General features: G+C 71.2%; 13 protein-coding genes. 7 read left to right on the plus strand and 6 right to left on the minus strand.

Annotated elements, in window-relative coordinates; translation table 11 throughout:
• The first annotated feature begins 85 nt into the window (after positions 1 to 85).
• Positions 86 to 1,303 carry a serine hydrolase domain-containing protein gene (locus tag ACMXN5_RS35725; protein ID WP_439679046.1) on the plus strand — a complete coding sequence of 406 codons (1,218 nt, stop codon included), beginning with the start codon at positions 86 to 88 and terminating at the stop codon, positions 1,301 to 1,303.
• A gap of 107 nt (positions 1,304 to 1,410) precedes the next feature.
• A complete protein-coding gene (locus ACMXN5_RS35730) occupies positions 1,411 to 3,366 on the plus strand; it encodes a hypothetical protein (protein WP_439679047.1) in 1,956 nt (651 codons plus the stop codon).
• A 21-nt stretch (positions 3,367 to 3,387) separates the two neighbouring features.
• Here ACMXN5_RS35730 and ACMXN5_RS35735 read toward each other — a convergent pair whose 3' ends face one another.
• Together ACMXN5_RS35735 and ACMXN5_RS35740 are read right to left on the minus strand one after the other, a co-directional pair.
• Positions 3,388 to 4,233, minus strand: coding sequence for an SAM-dependent methyltransferase (locus tag ACMXN5_RS35735; protein WP_439679048.1), 846 nt, complete (start codon positions 4,231 to 4,233; stop codon positions 3,388 to 3,390).
• Between the two features lie 174 nt (positions 4,234 to 4,407).
• Positions 4,408 to 7,119 (minus strand): immune inhibitor A domain-containing protein, encoded by a 2,712-nt coding sequence (locus tag ACMXN5_RS35740; protein ID WP_439679049.1) that lies wholly within the window; start codon positions 7,117 to 7,119, stop codon positions 4,408 to 4,410.
• 467 nt (positions 7,120 to 7,586) lie between these two features.
• Between ACMXN5_RS35740 and ACMXN5_RS35745 the strand changes: the two genes are divergently transcribed.
• Positions 7,587 to 8,105 carry a pyridoxamine 5'-phosphate oxidase family protein gene (locus ACMXN5_RS35745; RefSeq protein WP_395795921.1) on the plus strand — a complete coding sequence of 173 codons (519 nt, stop codon included), beginning with the start codon at positions 7,587 to 7,589 and terminating at the stop codon, positions 8,103 to 8,105.
• Positions 8,106 to 8,127: 22 nt separating this feature from the next.
• On the opposite strand, the gene ACMXN5_RS35750 is transcribed toward ACMXN5_RS35745, so the two are convergent.
• Entirely contained in the window at positions 8,128 to 8,571 is a 444-nt protein-coding gene (locus tag ACMXN5_RS35750; RefSeq protein WP_439679050.1) for a MarR family winged helix-turn-helix transcriptional regulator, read from the minus strand.
• Positions 8,572 to 8,690: 119 nt separating this feature from the next.
• On the opposite strand from ACMXN5_RS35750, the gene ACMXN5_RS35755 reads away from it, so the two are divergent.
• Both ACMXN5_RS35755 and ACMXN5_RS35760 read left to right on the plus strand, forming a co-directional pair.
• Entirely contained in the window at positions 8,691 to 9,083 is a 393-nt protein-coding gene (locus ACMXN5_RS35755) for a nuclear transport factor 2 family protein (RefSeq protein ID WP_439679051.1), read from the plus strand.
• Positions 9,084 to 9,242: 159 nt separating this feature from the next.
• Positions 9,243 to 9,653 (plus strand): VOC family protein, encoded by a 411-nt coding sequence (locus ACMXN5_RS35760; RefSeq protein WP_439681352.1) that lies wholly within the window; start codon positions 9,243 to 9,245, stop codon positions 9,651 to 9,653.
• Positions 9,654 to 9,720: 67 nt separating this feature from the next.
• On the opposite strand, the gene ACMXN5_RS35765 is transcribed toward ACMXN5_RS35760, so the two are convergent.
• Positions 9,721 to 10,899 carry a citrate/2-methylcitrate synthase gene (locus tag ACMXN5_RS35765; RefSeq protein ID WP_439679052.1) on the minus strand — a complete coding sequence of 393 codons (1,179 nt, stop codon included), beginning with the start codon at positions 10,897 to 10,899 and terminating at the stop codon, positions 9,721 to 9,723.
• Positions 10,900 to 11,011: 112 nt separating this feature from the next.
• Between ACMXN5_RS35765 and ACMXN5_RS35770 the strand changes: the two genes are divergently transcribed.
• Entirely contained in the window at positions 11,012 to 12,283 is a 1,272-nt protein-coding gene (locus ACMXN5_RS35770; RefSeq protein WP_439679053.1) for a citrate synthase, read from the plus strand.
• 22 nt (positions 12,284 to 12,305) lie between these two features.
• On the opposite strand, the gene ACMXN5_RS35775 is transcribed toward ACMXN5_RS35770, so the two are convergent.
• Positions 12,306 to 12,893, minus strand: a complete 588-nt coding sequence (locus ACMXN5_RS35775) for a cysteine hydrolase family protein (RefSeq protein ID WP_439679054.1) — start codon at positions 12,891 to 12,893, stop codon at positions 12,306 to 12,308.
• Positions 12,894 to 12,987: 94 nt separating this feature from the next.
• Here ACMXN5_RS35775 and nadE point away from each other — a divergent pair, with 94 nt between their 5' ends.
• Complete coding sequence (gene nadE / locus ACMXN5_RS35780; RefSeq protein WP_439679055.1) at positions 12,988 to 13,848, plus strand: ammonia-dependent NAD(+) synthetase; 861 nt, start codon at positions 12,988 to 12,990, stop codon at positions 13,846 to 13,848.
• 64 nt (positions 13,849 to 13,912) lie between these two features.
• Here the strand turns inward: nadE and katG are convergent, their stop codons facing one another.
• A complete protein-coding gene (gene katG / locus ACMXN5_RS35785) occupies positions 13,913 to 16,144 on the minus strand; it encodes a catalase/peroxidase HPI (RefSeq protein WP_439679056.1) in 2,232 nt (743 codons plus the stop codon).
• Positions 16,145 to 16,321: the final 177 nt, after the last annotated feature.

Raw genomic sequence — 16,321 nt, forward strand, 5'->3', positions numbered from 1 at the left:
CGCCCCCGCACTACAGCCCGCTGTACCGAAACGCCTGCGGCCGGTGGTATCGGCGGCCGGCCCGGCGCCGGCTAGCTTTCCGGCCATGGCAGAACACCTTCGTACCCTTCCGCTGACCCTGGCCCTGGCCCTCGGCGCCACGGCGGCCGGCGTGCTGATCGCGCCGCCCGCCGTGGGCGCGGCGGCGTCCCCGCCCTGTTCGCCGATCGCCGGCGAGCGGGCCGGCGCCGGCGTGCTCCACGGCGTGCCCGACCATCGCCGGCTGCGGCGTGACGCCGAGGCGGTGTCGGCCCTGGGCATCCCGGCCGTCCAGGCCAGGGCGACGGCCGGCCCGGTCACCTGTTCCGCGCGGGTCGGCGTCGCCGATGTGCGCACCGGCCGGGAGATCCCCGCCGAGGGCGCGTTCCGAATCGCCAGCACGTCCAAGGCCCTCACCGCGACCGTGGTGCTCCAACTCGTCGGCGAGGGCCGCTTGGGGCTCGACGACCGGATCGAACGATGGTTGCCGGGGCTGGTGGCCGGTCGCGCGATCACGATCCGCCAGGTGCTCCAGCACACCTCCGGCCTGCCCGACGCCATCCCGTCGTGGAACACCGAGGCGGAGTACCTGAAGCTGCGGTATCAGCGGTACTCCACCCGGCAGTTGGTGGAGGACGCGGTCGCCATGCCGAAACTCTTCGAGCCGGGCGAGGGTTGGGCCTATTCCAACACCGGCTACCTGATCGCCGAGCTGATCATCGAACGGGTCACCGGGCAACCGTGGGCCGCCGAGTTCGAGCGGCGCATCTTCCGCCCGCTGGGCATGGACCACACCTACTGGCCCGGTTCATCGCCCGACATCCGCCTGCCGCACGCGCTGCAATACCAGCGCTTCGACGGGAAACTCGTGGACGTCACCTCCCAGATCCCCGCCTACCCGGCGGGCGGCATCGTCTCCACCACGCGCGATCTCGACGTCTTCTTCCGGGCACTGCTCGTCGGACGCCTGCTCCGCCCGGCCGAACTGGCCGCGATGAAGAGCACCCGTCCCGTCGACGCCGCGCTGCGGAAGTTCTGGCCGGGCGGCGAGTACGGCCTCGGACTGGTCTCCCGCCCGCTGACCGACACCGGCGACGAGCGTTATTGGGGACACGACGGAGGCGACTCGGGCTCCATCGTGACCACCGGCTTCACCGAGGACGGCCGACGGGGTGCGGTGGTCTCGATGAACTTCGGACTCGACGCGACCTTCGACGAAACCCTCGCCCAACAACGCGCCGCCGACCGGGTCGTGCGGAACGTGCTTCGCCCGCCGCGTCGGTGAGTCGTCGGTCGGTGGGAGCGCCGAAGTGTTCCGGTCCCGGCCGTGGTTCGCCGACGACGGGTGGGATCATGACACCTTCGCAACGGCACGGATCGGGGAGGGATCGGATGGGCGCCGGCACCCCGGCGACGGCGGAGCTGCTGTTGCGGTGCGCCGATCCGGAGTTGGCGGCGCGGGTCCGGGCCCGGCTCGGTCCGGCCGGACCGGGCGCCGATCCCGTCCCGGAACTCGGCCGCGGGACACCGGACAAGCCCACCGACCGAAGCTCTTGGCCGCATGCCGCCGACGTGCGCGAGAAGCGTCTGCTCGCCGCCGAGACGCCCGACTGGGACGAGGTGATCGAGGCCCATCGCCGTGAACCCATCCGGGAGTTCGCCCGCACGATCCTCCTCGCGGACCGGAACTGCCCGGCGCCGGTCGCCCTCGAACTGGTCGTCGCGCCGCCCGAGCCGTTTCGGTCGCAGTGGGCCACCGGACCGCTCGAAGCCGCGTTGGTGAGCGGGGTGCTGACGCCGCGTCGGATCGTGTTGTCGGCGACGCCCGGCTGGTGGGCGATCCGCACCCTGGAGTTCTTCGTGCGTCCCCGGCACTACCGGCGACTCGCGGCGATCGACCGGGTGCTCGACGAGGCGGCCGAGTTGTTGCCGGGCGACGACCTCGCGGCGTGGGGGTGGTTGATCGCACATGCCCCCGACCATGGCGGGACGTTCCCGCAGTTGTGCGCCGACGCCGCGCGGCTGTCCGGTTCGGCCGGGACCGGCACCGGCTCGGCCTTCGGCGCGGCCGTGATGGGCCGCGAGTTCGACGCCGTCCTGCCCGGTCCGGCGGTCGGCGAGTGGAAGCGGTGGGGCGCGTTCTCGCCGGCCGGGATGCTGGGCCGGGTGGATCCCACGATCGTGGCCCCCGTGGTCGCCGCGCTGCCCGTCGAGGTCGTGCGCGGCTTCGCCCGCGCCGGGACGGCGTTGGCCGGACGGGTCGTACTGCCCGCGTTGAAGCGGGTGCCCGAGCACACGTGGGACCTGGTCCACGACGTCGTGGCCACCGCCCCGACCGTCGAGCGGCTGCTCGCGCTGCACGACCCGAACGTCAACGCGGCGTTGTTGTCGGCACATCCGGGCCCGGACGCCGCCTACGCGATCCACCGGGCCACCCGTCGCGACGCGCGGCCACGCGTACGCCTGCCCCTCGAACGCCGCGCCTGGCTGAGTTCCCGACTGGCGAACGACTGCGCCGAGGCGGTCCACGGTCACCATCCGTATCTGATCCGGGCCGCTTTCGAGCGCTACGGGGCCCGTGGCCTCGGCGGCCCGGCCACGCTGCGCGGTCTGCTCGGCCTGTGGGAAACCCGGGGCCGCGTCGCGCTGTTCGACCGACGGGTCCGGCTGCGGCTCGGCGGCGAGTACGAAACGATGCGGACCTTCCTGGATACGACGCGCGCGTTCGACGGTCTGCGCCGGCTGCGGCGCGCCGTGGCCGACTCCGGGCGACCGGCGGCACTGCTCGCGGCGATGCGCCGCAATCCCGAGATCGCGACCCGGCATGTCCCGGACACGTTCTGGCCGGAGGCGATCGCCGCCCACCGGCGGGGCGAGTTGCCCGGCGCCGTCCTGGCCAACCTCGCCGCCCAGCCCCGTTGCCCGGACGAACTTGCCCTGGCTGCTTGCCACTTGGACCCGGAGGCGGCGGCGCGTGTGGGGCGGCGCTCACCCGCCCACGCCCGCGCCGCACTCGGCCATCCGCTGCGCGAGCCGTTGCGGGACCGGCCGAGCGAGTGGATCGACGAGGCGGACAACTGGTACGTCGACGCGGTCGCCGACGGCGCGCTCACCATGCGTGAGTTCGTCGAGACGGCGCAGCCGCCGCTGCGCATGCTCGGCGCTCTCGACGCCTTCGCGGCCCTGCTCCCCGAAGAACTCGACGAGGCCCGGCGGCTGATCACCGCGCACGTGGCGAACACCCTCGGCGACAGTGTCGACGCGTGGGTGATCGCCGGCCGCATCGCCCCCGATTTCCCGGGCACGCTCCCGGAGTTGCTGACCACGGCGACCGCGGCGGCCACGTGAGGGGCAAGCGGCCGGGCCCGGTCAGGCGTTCTTGACCGCCACCCCGCCGTACATCGCGATGTCCGCGTCGCGGATCTGCGGCGCGTCGGGGTCCGGACGCCAGTGGTGCACCAGCGTCACCCCCGGGTCCAGCAACTCGTAGCCGTCGAAGAAGGCGAGCGCTTCCTTCCGGTCCCGGATCTGCAGCGGAATGCCGCGCGCGTTGTACTCGCGCCCGACCCCGCCCACGCCCACCGGGTCGGTGTCGCCGGTGAACACGGTCAGCACCAGGAAGCTGCCCGGGGCGAGTTCGTCCATCAGGCGCCGCACCAGGCCCTGGGGGTCGTCCTCGTCGAGCACGAAGTGCACGATCGCGACCAGGGACAGCGCCACCGGCTTCGACAGGTCCAGCACCTCGCGCAACTGCGGGGCGTCGATGATCGAGTCGATGTCGCGCAGGTCGGCGTCCACGTAGCAGGTGCGGCCCTCGGGGGTGCTCGACATCAGCGCCCGCGCGTGGGTCAGCACGATCGGGTCGTTGTCGACGTAGGCGACCCGCGTCTCGGGGGCGATGCCCTGCGCGATCTCGTGCACGTTCGGCGAGGTCGGGATCCCGGTGCCGATGTCCAGGAACTGCCGTATCCCGTACTGCTCGGTGAGGTGCCGCACGGCCCGCTGCATGAAGGTGCGGGTGGTGCGCATCGAGATCGGCAGGGCCGGCCACGCCTGCACCGACGCCTGCGCGGCCACCCGGTCCGGTTCGAAGTTGGTCTTCCCGCCGATGAGGTAGTCGTAGACCCGGGCCGAATGCGGGACGTCCAGCCGCAGATCGACCGCCGACCAGGGCTCCTCGCGCGGATCCCGCGACATCCACTCCGCTTCCGACATCCCTCGCCTCTTCCCTCGGGTCACCCGGGCAACAAACCGCCTCATCGGCACGCCGTGTTCTGCATCGTAACCGGCTCCTCACGCACGTAGGTCGGCCCCCACGACCGGAGTTGCGTCGTGGGGGCCGACAACGTGCGGGTGAAGCGGGTGGAGCGGGTAAGGCGGGTGGAGCGGTTACTTCCGTGCGGGGGCGATCCAGACGACGGCGCCCGTGTCATGCGGCAGCGGGGTGATCGGGAACACGGTCACGCCGTAAGCCTTCTCCAGCCCGGGGTTGCCGTTGCCGGTCACCGAATCGTGGAACGGCTTGCCGTAGTTCGCGAAGTCCGGCGAGCCGTCCGGCTTGGTCACCTTGGTCGAGTACGGCGCCCGCGCCGGAACCACGGTGGAACCGTCGCGGTCCTTGCCCGCGAACCCGTTCGGGCCCGCCTCGACACCCGGCGCGTAGCCGAACACGTCGGAGAAGAACCGCACCGGCTCCGTCTTGGCGAAGTTCGCGCAGTGGTCGCCGGCCCGGAGGCAGGCCTGGAATCCCGCGGTGTCCTTGAAGCCGAACGCCGCGTTCGCCGACTGCACCCGGGCCTCCACGTTGGCCGCCTCGTTCGACGGCAGGTGCGGGAAGCGGTACGGCTCGGGGTTCGCGTCGACGAGCAACAGCTCGCCCTTGGCGCCGAACGACGGGCTCCGGTCGAGGTAGTTGAGGACGCCGTTGTTCGGGTACTCGTTGTCCCGGAGCCACACCAGCAGGCCCGGCGCGTTGTAGGCGAGCTTGGAGCGCTTGCCGTTCTCGCCGAACGTGTAGGTGTACTTCAGGCCCTGGTCGAAGCCGGACAGGTTGCGCCATTCGAGCAGGTAGTACTGCTCCTTGTTGAAGGTACCGTCGGAGCGGATCCACCCGGCGCCCCGAGTGCCGGAGCCGACCGAACCCGCTAGGGGCGTCCAGCCGTTGTCGCCTTGCTCGACGTCGTCCGACCATACGGTGGTGCCACCGTTGGTGAGCGAGAAGTCGTCGGCGAGCCAACCCTTCTCCTGTGTCGCGGCGTCCGTGTCGACGCCCAGGCGCAGTTTGATGTTCTGCCCGGCGTACGCGGTCAGGTCCACGTGGTCGTGGCGCCAGCCGTTGCTTTCGCCGGTGAGCCCGGTGCTCTTGCCGAACCGGCGCAGGTTGCCGTTCGGGTCCGGGTAGTCCGGCGGGGTGGACACGAGCGTGCCCGCCTCGTCGCGGACCTCCAGCTGCTTCCACGTGGTGCCGCCGTCGGTGGAGACCTCGACGAAGCCGAAGTCCCAGTCCACCTCCAGCGAATAGTCGCTCCACCACTGGAACTTCAGGTCGGTCCCGGTCGGGACGGCGAGGTCGCGGACGAGTTTGACGTCCGCCCACTCCTGGTCGTTGTTCGAATACCACGCCTTGGTGCCGCTGTGCGGCGTGGAGAATCGGAACACCTTGTCGGGCAGGTTGACCCGGACCGCCTGTTGGGTGCCCTTGGGCGTCTTGGCGGCCTGGCCCAGGGTGGCGATCGTGGGTTTGTCACCCACCTTCAGGACCTGGGGTGTCAGCCAGCCGAGCGTGTACTTGGACCACGCGCTCATGTTGGCGGGCATCGACTGGAACAGCGGGCCCGAGTGGGAGCCGCTCGCCATCAGGTCCCAGAAGTTGACGTCGGACTCGCCGCGCGCGGGAGTGCTGAAGTTGTCGTACAGGTCCGGCAGACCGAGGTCGTGACCGTACTCGTGGGCGAACACGCCCACGCCGGAGTCCTCCGGCTGCACGATGTAGTTGGCGACCTTGACGTTCTGTCCGGGGACGGTGTAACCGCCCGCCACGGCGCTGGAGTGCGCCCAGATGGCGTACGTGCCCTCGGCGCCGCCGCCGGAGGACTTGTCCTTGCCCGAGTGCACCAGGACCAGGTGGTCGACCACGCCGTCGGGCTCCTGCGTGTTGCCGTCGTTGTCGGCGTCGCCGGTGTCCTCCTTGTCGTAGTCGGCCCACGGGAAGTTCGGCTGGCTGCGCGCGAGTTCGTTCACCGCGTCGATCGCGAGCGTGGCCGCGCCACCCGGGTTGCTCGGATGTCCGGTCATGTCCTGCTCACGCTTGCCGCAGGCGCCGGCGCCGTACCACGCCTCGGAGTGCGGGACCTTGATCCACGGGGTGGCGGTGCCGGAGACGGTGTACTTGCCGCCCGACATCTCCTCGTACATGTTCTTCATCGTGTAGCCGGAGACGTCGATGCCCGGCTTGCCGTCGGGACCGGTCAGGTCCTTGCGCATGCGCTCGGTGATGCCCTGCTTGGTGTAGAGCATCTTGTTGAAGTGCTCGGGGCTGAAGTCCTTGACCCACGGCGTGTTGTTGTCGTTCCCGGCCAACGCCGGGTCCGGAATCGTGTTGTGCAGCGGGCCGTTCTTGATGGTGCCCGGCGGTTCCACGACACAGGACGGATCCTGGACGCTCGCGCGGCGATTGAACCCGGAGAAGTCGTCGTTGGCGTTCTCGTTGAACTCGACGAGAACGGTCAGCAGTTTGGCGTTCTGTTGTTTACCCGGCGCCAAACCGCTCTTCTCGGCCTTCAGTTGCTCCGGACTCTTGCCGGTGCGCTGGGACTCCGCTTCCAGCAGGCGCAGTTGCCCCGCCGCGCGCGGGTTGCCCTCACGGTCCTTGGCGCCGCGCCCCTCCTTGGCCTTGCGGGCCTTGTCCGCGGCCGACAATTCGCCGTCGACACCGGTGCCCTGGGGGAACTCGGCTTCGACGGTGTTGAGATAGGTGTCCTCGGGTCCGGGGTTCCACACCGCCCTGGTGTTGTCCACACGCACGGGCGCGGCTACGGACGCGGCGCCGGTCACCGTGGAAAGGCCCGCGGCCACGAGTACGGAAGCCGACAGTAAAGTCACCGGGCCACGGAAACGCCGGAGGCCTCGCGGCGGCGTACCGCCGCGCCCGGGTATCGCTCGACTCAAGATGGTCTCCCCTTCCGCCCGGAAGGTGGTCCCGGACGCGAAGCGACGCCGATCAGGGTGCTGTGGTGCCTTACGCGCCCACGACGTCGAGCTGATTCGGCAGAGCCCGACCCCCACCTCCCGCCTGCCGTCGGGTCACGACGGAGACGGGATTTCGCGTCGGGCATCCGGACCCTAGATGCGCCTGTGACACCAGAGACAGGGGAGGCAAAGATTTTTTTATGGACTCTTTACCCGAGACTCACGACAGCCCCGGGAAAAGGCCCGCATATCGGGGAAAATCGCGCGCACCGATGACTTCGCGGACCCGGGGCAGTCCTTTGCAGTGGGCCGCAAGGGTCCACACGATCCCGCCCGGCCCCGGCCGGGCCCGCGCACCACCGACACCCGGAGGACGCCCGATGTCCCAGCACGAACCGCGCACCCGACTGGACTCGCGCTACAGCCACCCCGACGCCGAGCCCGTGCCGTGGTCGGTGGCGGTCACCCGCCTGGCGACCGCCCCGGTGTTCTGGCTGAGCACGGTGCGGCCGGACGGACGACCGCACGTGACACCGCTGTTGGCGGTCTGGCTGGAAAACGCGCTGCACTTTTGCACCGGCGCCGACGAACGTAAGGCGCACAACCTCCATACCAATGCGAACTGCGTGCTGACCACCGGCGACAACGCCCTGGACCGGGGCCTGGACCTGGTCGTCGAGGGTCGCGCCGTACCCCTGGCGGACGATCCGTCCCTGCGCCGCATTGCCGACGCCTACGCGGGCAAGTACGGCCCCGACTGGCGGTTCGAGGTCCGCGACGGCGCCTTCCACGGCAGCGGGGGCAATGTGGCCCGGGTCCTGCGGGTGGCGCCGACCACCGTCTTCGGCTTCGGCAAGGGCACGTACAGCCAGACCCGGTGGCGCTTCGACGCCGCCTGAGGTCGGACCCGGACCGCCCCGGTCAGGCGAACGGGCCCTCGGCGACGAAGCGGCGCAACGATCCCGCGAACTCCCGTGCCGCGCCCGGCGGCCAGGCAGCCAGGCTCGCGGTGATGTGATCGGCCAGTCGGCGGCGCAGCTCGACCACCGCACGCTCCCCCGCGTCGGTGAGCACGAGCAGCGCCGCCCGCCGGTCGGTGGGGTGCGGTTCACGCCGTACCAGTCCGGCCTCCTCCAGGCGGGTGGCGCGGCGGGTGACGCCGGAGCGGTCGAGTCCGACATCGGGTGCCAGATCGGCCGCACTGCGCGGTCCCGTCCGGGCCAGCGCGCTCAGGACCGGGTAGGTCACCTCGTCCACCCCCTCGCCCATGCCCTCCGTCAATGACCGGTGCAGTCGCTCCCGTGTCGTCCGCCGCAACAGCAGGCCCAGCGCATCGGCGATCTCGTATCCCACCTCGTTGTCCACGGCACAAAGGATAGCGTGCGCGGCGCACGCATATGGTGCTACGGTGTGCAAACGAAGTGCGTGCGTCACGCACGCATCTCTTTCGTTTCCTTCCGCTCACCAGAAAGACAGGACCTCCCATGGCCCCCACCGGTATCGCCGCCGCGCTCACCGACCTGCTCTTCGACCGCGACCTCCCGCTCGCCGAGGCCGCCGACCGGCACTTCGCCCCGGACTACCGCCAGCGCACCGACGGGGAGTGGGCCGACCGCGCCGAATTCCTCGCGCACATCGCCCACTTGCGCACGATCGTGGCCGCTGGTTCCGTCGAGGTCCACGACGAACTGCGCGACGGGTCCCGCTACGCCGACCGGCATACGGTCGACATCACCAAGCACGACGGCTCGACCGTACGCACCGAGGTCTACGTCTTCGCCGACCTGGCCCCCGACGGTCGTTTCCACCGCATCGAGGAGGTCACCCTCATGCTCCGAGGCGACGAGACCGACCGGAATCTCGGCAGCGCCCGCTGAATCCGGCCGGCCCGGCTCGGCCGGCGGGCCCGGGTGTGGCGTGTCCGGGGGCGGCGCGCGGGGAAGTCGAGCACGGATCCCGGCCCGACCGATGAGTTTTCCCGGTCGGGACCGTCCACCTCTTCGACAACACCGCGACGCGTGAAACGGACACCCACCATGGCCACGATGATCTTCGTCAACCTGCCCGCCAAGGACCTGCCGAAGGCGACCGCCTTCTACACCGCGCTCGGCTTCACGCCGAACCCGCAATTCACCGACGAGAACGCGAGCTCGTTCGTGATCGGCGACACGATCCACCTGATGGTGCTCGCGGAGCCGTTCTTCAAGACCTTCACCAAGAAGGAGATCGCCGACGCGACACGGACCACCGAGACGATCCTGGCCCTGAGCGCGGAGAGCCGCGCGGGCGTCGACGACCTGGCCGAGAAGGCGTTCGCGGCCGGCGCGACGGCGGCCAACGACACGTTGGACGAGGGCGCCATGTACGGCCGCAGCTTCCAGGACCTCGACGGGCACCTGTGGGAGGTCATGTACATGGACATGAGCGCGACCTCCGACCCGGCCTGACGGTCACCACCGTCCGCGCACCCACCGGCGGGCCGGCCCCGAGGTCGGCCCGCCGGTGCGGCCGGCCTCAGCCGGTGGGCACCGGCTGCGGCGCGGGCGGCCCGGTGTACCGGGCGATCGGCCGGATGATCTTCGTGTCCTCGGCCTGTTCCAGGATGTTCGCGCACCACCCGATCACCCGACTCACCGTGAAGGTCGGCGTGAACATGTTCCGGGGAATGCCGCACAGTTCCATCACCACACCCGCGTAGAACTCCACGTTGACGTGCAGTTCCCGCCCCGGCTTCAGCTCGGCCAGGATCTCGGTCACCCGTCGGTGCACCGTGCCGGCGAACTCCACCAGCGCGACGCCCCGCGCGTCGGTGTGCGGGGCGAGTTCGCGGGCCAGCTCGGCCAGCATCACCGCACGCGGATCCTCGGTGCGGTAGACCGGGTGGCCGAATCCCATGATCCGCTCGCCCTCGGCGATCCTGGGCCGTACCCACGCGTCGACCGCGTCGGGCGAGCCGATCGCGTCCAGCGACTCCAGCGCCCGATCCGGCGCGCCGCCGTGCAGCGGACCGGAGAACGCGCCGATCGCCCCGACCACCGCGGACACCAGGTCGGCCCCCGAGGAGGCGATCACCCGCGCGGTGAACGTGGAGGCGTTGAAGCCGTGGTCGACGGTGGCGATCAGATACCGCTCGATCGCCGCCACCCGCTCGGGTTCGGGCTCCTCGCCGGTCACCAGGTACAGCCAGTTGGCCGCCGTGGACAGATCCGCCCGGGGCTGCAACGGCTCGGCCCCGGCCCGGATCCGGTACAGCGCCGCCAGGATCGTCGGGGTCACCGCCCCCACCAGGAGCGCGTCCGCCCGGCGCCGCTCCGGCGACGACTCCCACAGCGGCGGCAGCGTACGCGCGGCGCCGATCAGCGACAGCGCGGTGCGCAGTCCGGCGAGCGGATCGAAGCGCTCGCCCGCCGTGGCGATGGCGCGCAACACCGGGCGCAGCTCCTCGGGCAACACTCGCAGTCGGGCCAACTCGGCTGCGAACGCCGCCCGTTCGTCGGCCTCGGGCAGTCGGCCGTGCACGAACAGGAACCACACGTCCTCGAACGTCCGGGTGTCGGCCAGTTCGATCGCCGAGTACTGCCGGTAGTGGTAGAAGCCCTTCGCGCCCTGCACATCGCCCAGTTCGGTGGTGGTGACCACCACCCCCTTCAGCCCCCTGGGTACTTCGATCCCGCCGTCGACGACGACCGACATGACACGCCTCCCGCTCTGCGCACAGTTCCGCTTCGGCCACCTCGAATGTCGTCCCGACGATCAACTATCGTCAATGTTGATTGCCTCAATACGAGCGGAAGGCGGCGACGAAATGGCTGGTAGACGGGCCGTGCCGGGCGACGAAAGTGACCGGGATTACCTGACCACCGCCCAGGTCGCGCAACGGTTGGGGGTCAAACCCGAGACCGTGTACGCCTACGTCAGTCGCGGGTTGTTGACGAGCGTGCGCGAGTCGCGACAGCGGGGCAGCCGGTTCGCCGCCGCGGACGTGGAGGAGTTGGCGAGCCGGACCGGCGGCCGGCGCGCCCGCCCCGCCAACGGCTCGATCGAACGTATCCACACCCGGGTGACCCTGCTTGCCGACGACCGGCTCTACTACCGGGGCCGCGACGTGGCCGAACTCACCGGGTATCGCCTGGAGTCGGTGGCGCACTGGTTGTGGCGGGGCGTGGACCTCGCCGAGGTGCCCCCGTTCGAGGCCCCCGCCGGGCCTGCGGATCTGGTCCGGCGCACGGTGGCCCCGCTGCCGGCCACCGCGCGGCTCACCGACCGTATCCGGATGATCGTGGCCGCGGCGGGCACTGCCGATCCGCTGCGCTTCGACCTGTCGGAGCAGGCCGTGGTCCGCGCGGGCGAGGCGCTGCTCGCGATGATCGCGGACACGCTGCCCCCGTGCCCGGGCACGGCCCCGCCGACCGGGCCCTCCCTCGCGGCGCGGTTGTGGCCGAAACTGACCGCTCGCGCGGCGACCCCGGAGCGCATCCGGCTGCTGAACGCCGCGCTCGTGCTCAAGGCCGACCACGACCTGGCGGTGTCCACGCTGGCCGCGCGGGTGGCGGCCGGCGCCCGGGCGGACGTGTACGCGGTGGTCTCGGCCGGGCTCGGGGTGTTCGACGGCCGGCATCACGGCGCGGCGATCGGATTGGCGTACCGCTTCCTGCGCGACGCGCTCGACCCGGCGGGCGGCGGCCCGACCGGCGCGGTCGCCGACCGGTTGCGCGCCGGGGAGCACCTGCCGGGCCTGGGCCACCTGCTCTACGCCGAACACGACCCGCGCGCCGACCTGTTGCTCGGTCTGCTCCGCGAACACGCCGAGCACGACGAGCGGGTCGCCCGGGTGATCCGTGCCGTGGACGCGCTGACCCGCGAACCGGCGGCGCGCGCCGAGGTGTTCCCCAATGCCGACCTGGCGCTGGCCGCGTTGGCGCACGCGATGGACATGCGGCCGGACGCCGGCGAGGCGGTCTTCGCGATGGCCAGGTCGATCGGCTGGCTGGCCCACGCGATGGAGGAGTACCGACAGCCCGGTCTGCGCTACCGGGCCATCGGCGTCTACACGGGCACCCGCCCGCCGAGCCGCTGAGGCGCGGCGTCGACGGGTCGGCTCACTGCGCCTGCGCCTGCTCTTCCACCGCGCCGGCGACAGATTTCAGCCAGTCCTCGACCAGGGCGACCTCCACCCACTGCGGAAACAACTTCTCGGTCAGGAAGCGGTGCACCTCGGGGTCGAGGTCGAGGCAGCCGTCCACGAGCACGGTCAGGCCGAAGTCCAGGTCCTGCGCGTGACACAGGGTGTAGAGCACGACACCGCTGGTGGCGATGCCGGCCAGGACGAGACGGTCGATGTCGCGCGCCCGCAGGACCAGGTCGAGGTCGCTGCCGGAGAATGCGCTGCCGCGTCGTTTGGTGACCACGACGTCGCCCTCGCGGGGCGCGATGGCGGGGTGGATCGCGGTGCCCGGGGCGCCCTCGGTGAACAGCCCCATCGCCGCGGAATCGGTGAGCACCCGGTTGCGCGGACTCACCTCCGGCAGCCCCGGCCGCAGCCCGATCACCACGTAGATCACGGACATGCCCGCCGCGCGGGCGCCTTCGATCGCCGCGCCGAGCCGGTCCAGGTATCCGGAGCCGTCGTCGGCCATGTCGACGATCTCCTGCTGTACGTCCATCACAAGCAGTGCGCCGTTGCCCATGCGTATCGCCCCTCCCACCACGGACCGCGCGGCCCGTGAGCCGCCGACACCGCTCCCCGGCGTCGGGTCGTGCCCCGCTCGGTACAGTACGGGGATGGCAAACCCCAGGGAGCAGATTCTCGCCGAACTCGGCGTGCGGACGGCCGTCGTGCCCAAGGTGGAGATCCGGCGCCGGATCGACTTCCTCAAGGACTACCTGCGGTCGACACCGGCCAAGGGCTACGTGCTCGGGATCAGCGGCGGCCAGGACAGCACGCTGGCGGGCCGGTTGTGCCAGCTCGCCGCCGAGGAGTTGCGGGCCGAGGGCCGCGAGGCGCGGTTCGTCGCGGTACGGCTGCCCTACGGCGTGCAGGCCGACGAGCACGACGCACAGATCGCGCTGGGGTTCATCCGGCCCGACCGCTCGGTCACGGTGAACGTCAAGCCGGGCGCCGACGCGGTGGCCGCCGAGGTGGCCCGCGGTCTAGCCGAGTCGGCGGGCGAGGAGTCCGGCTCGGCGGGCGGGGAGTCCGAGCTGCGGGACTTCGTGCGCGGCAACCTCAAGGCCCGCGAGCGCATGGTGATCCAGTACGCCATCGCCGGGCAGCTGGGCCTGCTCGTGGTGGGCACCGATCATGCCGCCGAGGCGGTGACGGGCTTCTTCACCAAGTACGGCGACGGCGGTGTCGACCTCACCCCGCTGACCGGTCTGACCAAGCGTCAGGGCGCGGCGCTGCTCCAGGAGTTGGGCGCGCCGCCGAGCGTGTGGGAGAAGGTGCCGACCGCCGACCTGGAGGACGACCGGCCCGCGCTGCCCGACGAGGTGGCACTGGGTCTGACGTACGCTCAGATCGACGAGTACCTGGAGGGCGGCGACGTCGCGCCGGAGGTGGCGGCGCGCCTGGAGTCGACCCATCGCGCGACCCGGCACAAGCGGGCCCAGCCGGTCACCCCCGACGACGACTGGTGGCGCTGACCGCGCAGCGGCTTGTGGGAACAACGTCCGGGTCGGCCCGCGTGGGCCGACCCGGACGTCGTCGTCACACCAGGTCGAACCGGTCCAGCTCCATCACCTTGGTCCAGGCGGCGACGAAGTCGGTGACGAACTTCTCCTTGGCGTCGTCGCTCGCGTAGACCTCCGCGAGCGCGCGCAGCTCGGAGTTCGACCCGAAGACCAGGTCGACGCGGCTGCCGGTCCACTTGACCTCGCCGGTGGCCGCGTCGCGACCCTCGAATGTGTTCGCGTCCTCCGACGTCGCCTTCCACGTCGTGCCCATGTCGAGCAGGTTGACGAAGAAGTCGTTGCTCAGCACGCCGGGCGTGCTGGTGAACACGCCGAGCGACGACTCCTGGTGGTTGGCGCCCAGCACGCGCAGCCCGCCTACCAGGACCGTGGTCTCCGGCGCGCTCAGGGTCAGCAGGTTCGCCCGGTCGATGAGCAGGTACTCGGCCGGCAGCCGGTTACCCTTCGCGAGGTGGTTGCGGAACCCGTCGGCGGTCGGCTCCAGCGCGGCGAACGACTCGACGTCGGTCTGCTCCTGCGAGGCGTCCACCCGGCCCGGGGTGAAGGGGACCTCGATGTCGACCCCGGCGGCCTTGGCGGCCTGCTCGACCGCGGCGCCGCCGGCGAGCACGATGAGGTCGGCGAGCGAGACCCGCTTACCGTCCGTGCGACCGCCGTCGAACGCCGCCTTGATCTCCTCCAGGCCGTGCAGCACCGCGGCCAGCCGGTCGGGCTCGTTGACCTCCCAGCCGAGCTGCGGTTCGAGGCGCAGCCGCGCGCCGTTGGCGCCGCCGCGCTTGTCGCTGCCGCGGAAGGAGGACGCCGACGCCCACGCGGTGGACACCAGCTGGGACACGGTCAGACCGGAGGCGAACACCCTGGCCTTGAGGTCGGCGATCTCCTCGGCGCCGATCAGCTCGTGGTCGACCGCCGGCAGCGGGTCCTGCCACAGCAGCGTCTCGGTGGGCACCTCCGGGCCGAGGTAGCGCACGACCGGGCCCATGTCGCGGTGGGTCAGCTTGAACCACGCGCGCGCGAAGGCGTCGGCGAACGCCTGCGGATCGGCCAGGAACCGACGCGAAATCTGCTCGTACGCCGGGTCGAAGCGCAGCGACAGGTCGGTGGTCAGCATGGTCGGCGCGTGCGTCTTCGACGGGTCGTGCGCGTCCGGGACGGTGCCCGCGCCGGCGCCGCCCTTCGGCTTCCACTGGTGCGCGCCGGCCGGGCTCTTGGACAGCTCCCAGTCGTAGCCGAACAGCGTCTCGAAGAAGCTGTTGTCCCAGCTCACCGGGGTTGCGGTCCAGGCGCCCTCCAGCCCGCTGGTGATCGCGTCGGCGCCCTTGCCGGTGCCGAACGTGTTCTTCCAGCCCAGGCCCTGCTGCTCGATCGGGGCGGCCTCGGGGTCGGGACCGACATTGTCGGCCGGGCCCGCGCCGTGCGTCTTGCCGAAGGTGTGCCCGCCGGCGATCAGGGCGACGGTCTCCTCGTCGTTCATCGCCATCCGGCGGAACGTCTCGCGGATGTCGCGCGCGGCGGCCAGCGGGTCCGGGTTGCCGTTCGGGCCCTCCGGGTTGACGTAGATCAGGCCCATCTGGACCGCGCCGAGCGGGTTCTCCAGATCCCGGTCGCCGCTGTAGCGCTCGTCGCCGAGCCAGGTGGTCTCCGGACCCCAGTAGACGTCCTCGTCGGCCTCCCACACGTCGGCGCGACCGCCGCCGAAGCCGAAGGTCTCGAAGCCCATCGTCTCCAGGGCCACGTTGCCGGTGAGTATCAGCAGGTCGGCCCAGGACAGGCTCTGCCCGTACTTCTTCTTGACCGGCCACAGCAGCCGACGGGCCTTGTCCAGGCTCGCGTTGTCCGGCCAGCTGTTGAGCGGGGCGAAGCGCTGCTGCCCGGCACCGGCGCCGCCGCGGCCGTCGCTGATCCGGTAGGTGCCGGCGCTGTGCCAGGCCATCCGGATCATGAACGGGCCGTAGTTGCCGTAGTCGGCCGGCCACCAGTCCTGCGAGGTGGTCAGCACCTCGGCGATGTCCCGCTTCACCGCCGGGAGATCGAGCGTCTTGAACGCCTCGGCGTAGTCGAAGTCCGCGCCGAGGGGGTTGGCCACCGCAGGGTTCTTGGCGAGGATCTTCAGGTTCAGTCGCTCCGGCCACCACTGCCGGTTCCCACCGCCCTGGGTCGGGTGCGGTGCGCGCGTGTGCGCGACCGGGCAGCCCCCTCCGCCCTCCGTCTTCGCGTCTACGACGATTGCATCATTGTTCTCGGACATGGGAATCCTTCCGGACCAGGCGGATCGTGGTACTCGGGGAATGCGAGCGGTGCAACGTCGGGGGGAGAAGCCGGACTCGCCGGACGTGCTCGGCCCGGGAGCATCGACAACCTCTACGGTCGTGCGGTCCACGTCGGCGGCGACACGACGGATCGGCGGAACCGGGCCGCATCGCGG

It is taken from the genome of Embleya australiensis, assembly GCF_051903075.1.
In the GTDB taxonomy this organism is placed as follows: domain Bacteria; phylum Actinomycetota; class Actinomycetes; order Streptomycetales; family Streptomycetaceae; genus Embleya.

Coding starts and splice junctions, on each gene's coding strand:
- ACMXN5_RS35725 (WP_439679046.1), top strand. CDS start 86: ATGGCAGAACACCTTCGTACCCTTCCGCTGACCCTGGCCCTGGCCCTC.
- ACMXN5_RS35730 (WP_439679047.1), top strand. CDS start 1,411: ATGGGCGCCGGCACCCCGGCGACGGCGGAGCTGCTGTTGCGGTGCGCC.
- ACMXN5_RS35735 (WP_439679048.1), bottom strand. CDS start 4,233: ATGTCGGAAGCGGAGTGGATGTCGCGGGATCCGCGCGAGGAGCCCTGG.
- ACMXN5_RS35745 (WP_395795921.1), top strand. CDS start 7,587: ATGTCCCAGCACGAACCGCGCACCCGACTGGACTCGCGCTACAGCCAC.
- ACMXN5_RS35755 (WP_439679051.1), top strand. CDS start 8,691: ATGGCCCCCACCGGTATCGCCGCCGCGCTCACCGACCTGCTCTTCGAC.
- ACMXN5_RS35760 (WP_439681352.1), top strand. CDS start 9,243: ATGGCCACGATGATCTTCGTCAACCTGCCCGCCAAGGACCTGCCGAAG.
- ACMXN5_RS35765 (WP_439679052.1), bottom strand. CDS start 10,899: ATGTCGGTCGTCGTCGACGGCGGGATCGAAGTACCCAGGGGGCTGAAG.
- ACMXN5_RS35770 (WP_439679053.1), top strand. CDS start 11,012: ATGGCTGGTAGACGGGCCGTGCCGGGCGACGAAAGTGACCGGGATTAC.
- ACMXN5_RS35775 (WP_439679054.1), bottom strand. CDS start 12,893: ATGGGCAACGGCGCACTGCTTGTGATGGACGTACAGCAGGAGATCGTC.
- nadE (WP_439679055.1), top strand. CDS start 12,988: ATGGCAAACCCCAGGGAGCAGATTCTCGCCGAACTCGGCGTGCGGACG.
- katG (WP_439679056.1), bottom strand. CDS start 16,144: ATGTCCGAGAACAATGATGCAATCGTCGTAGACGCGAAGACGGAGGGC.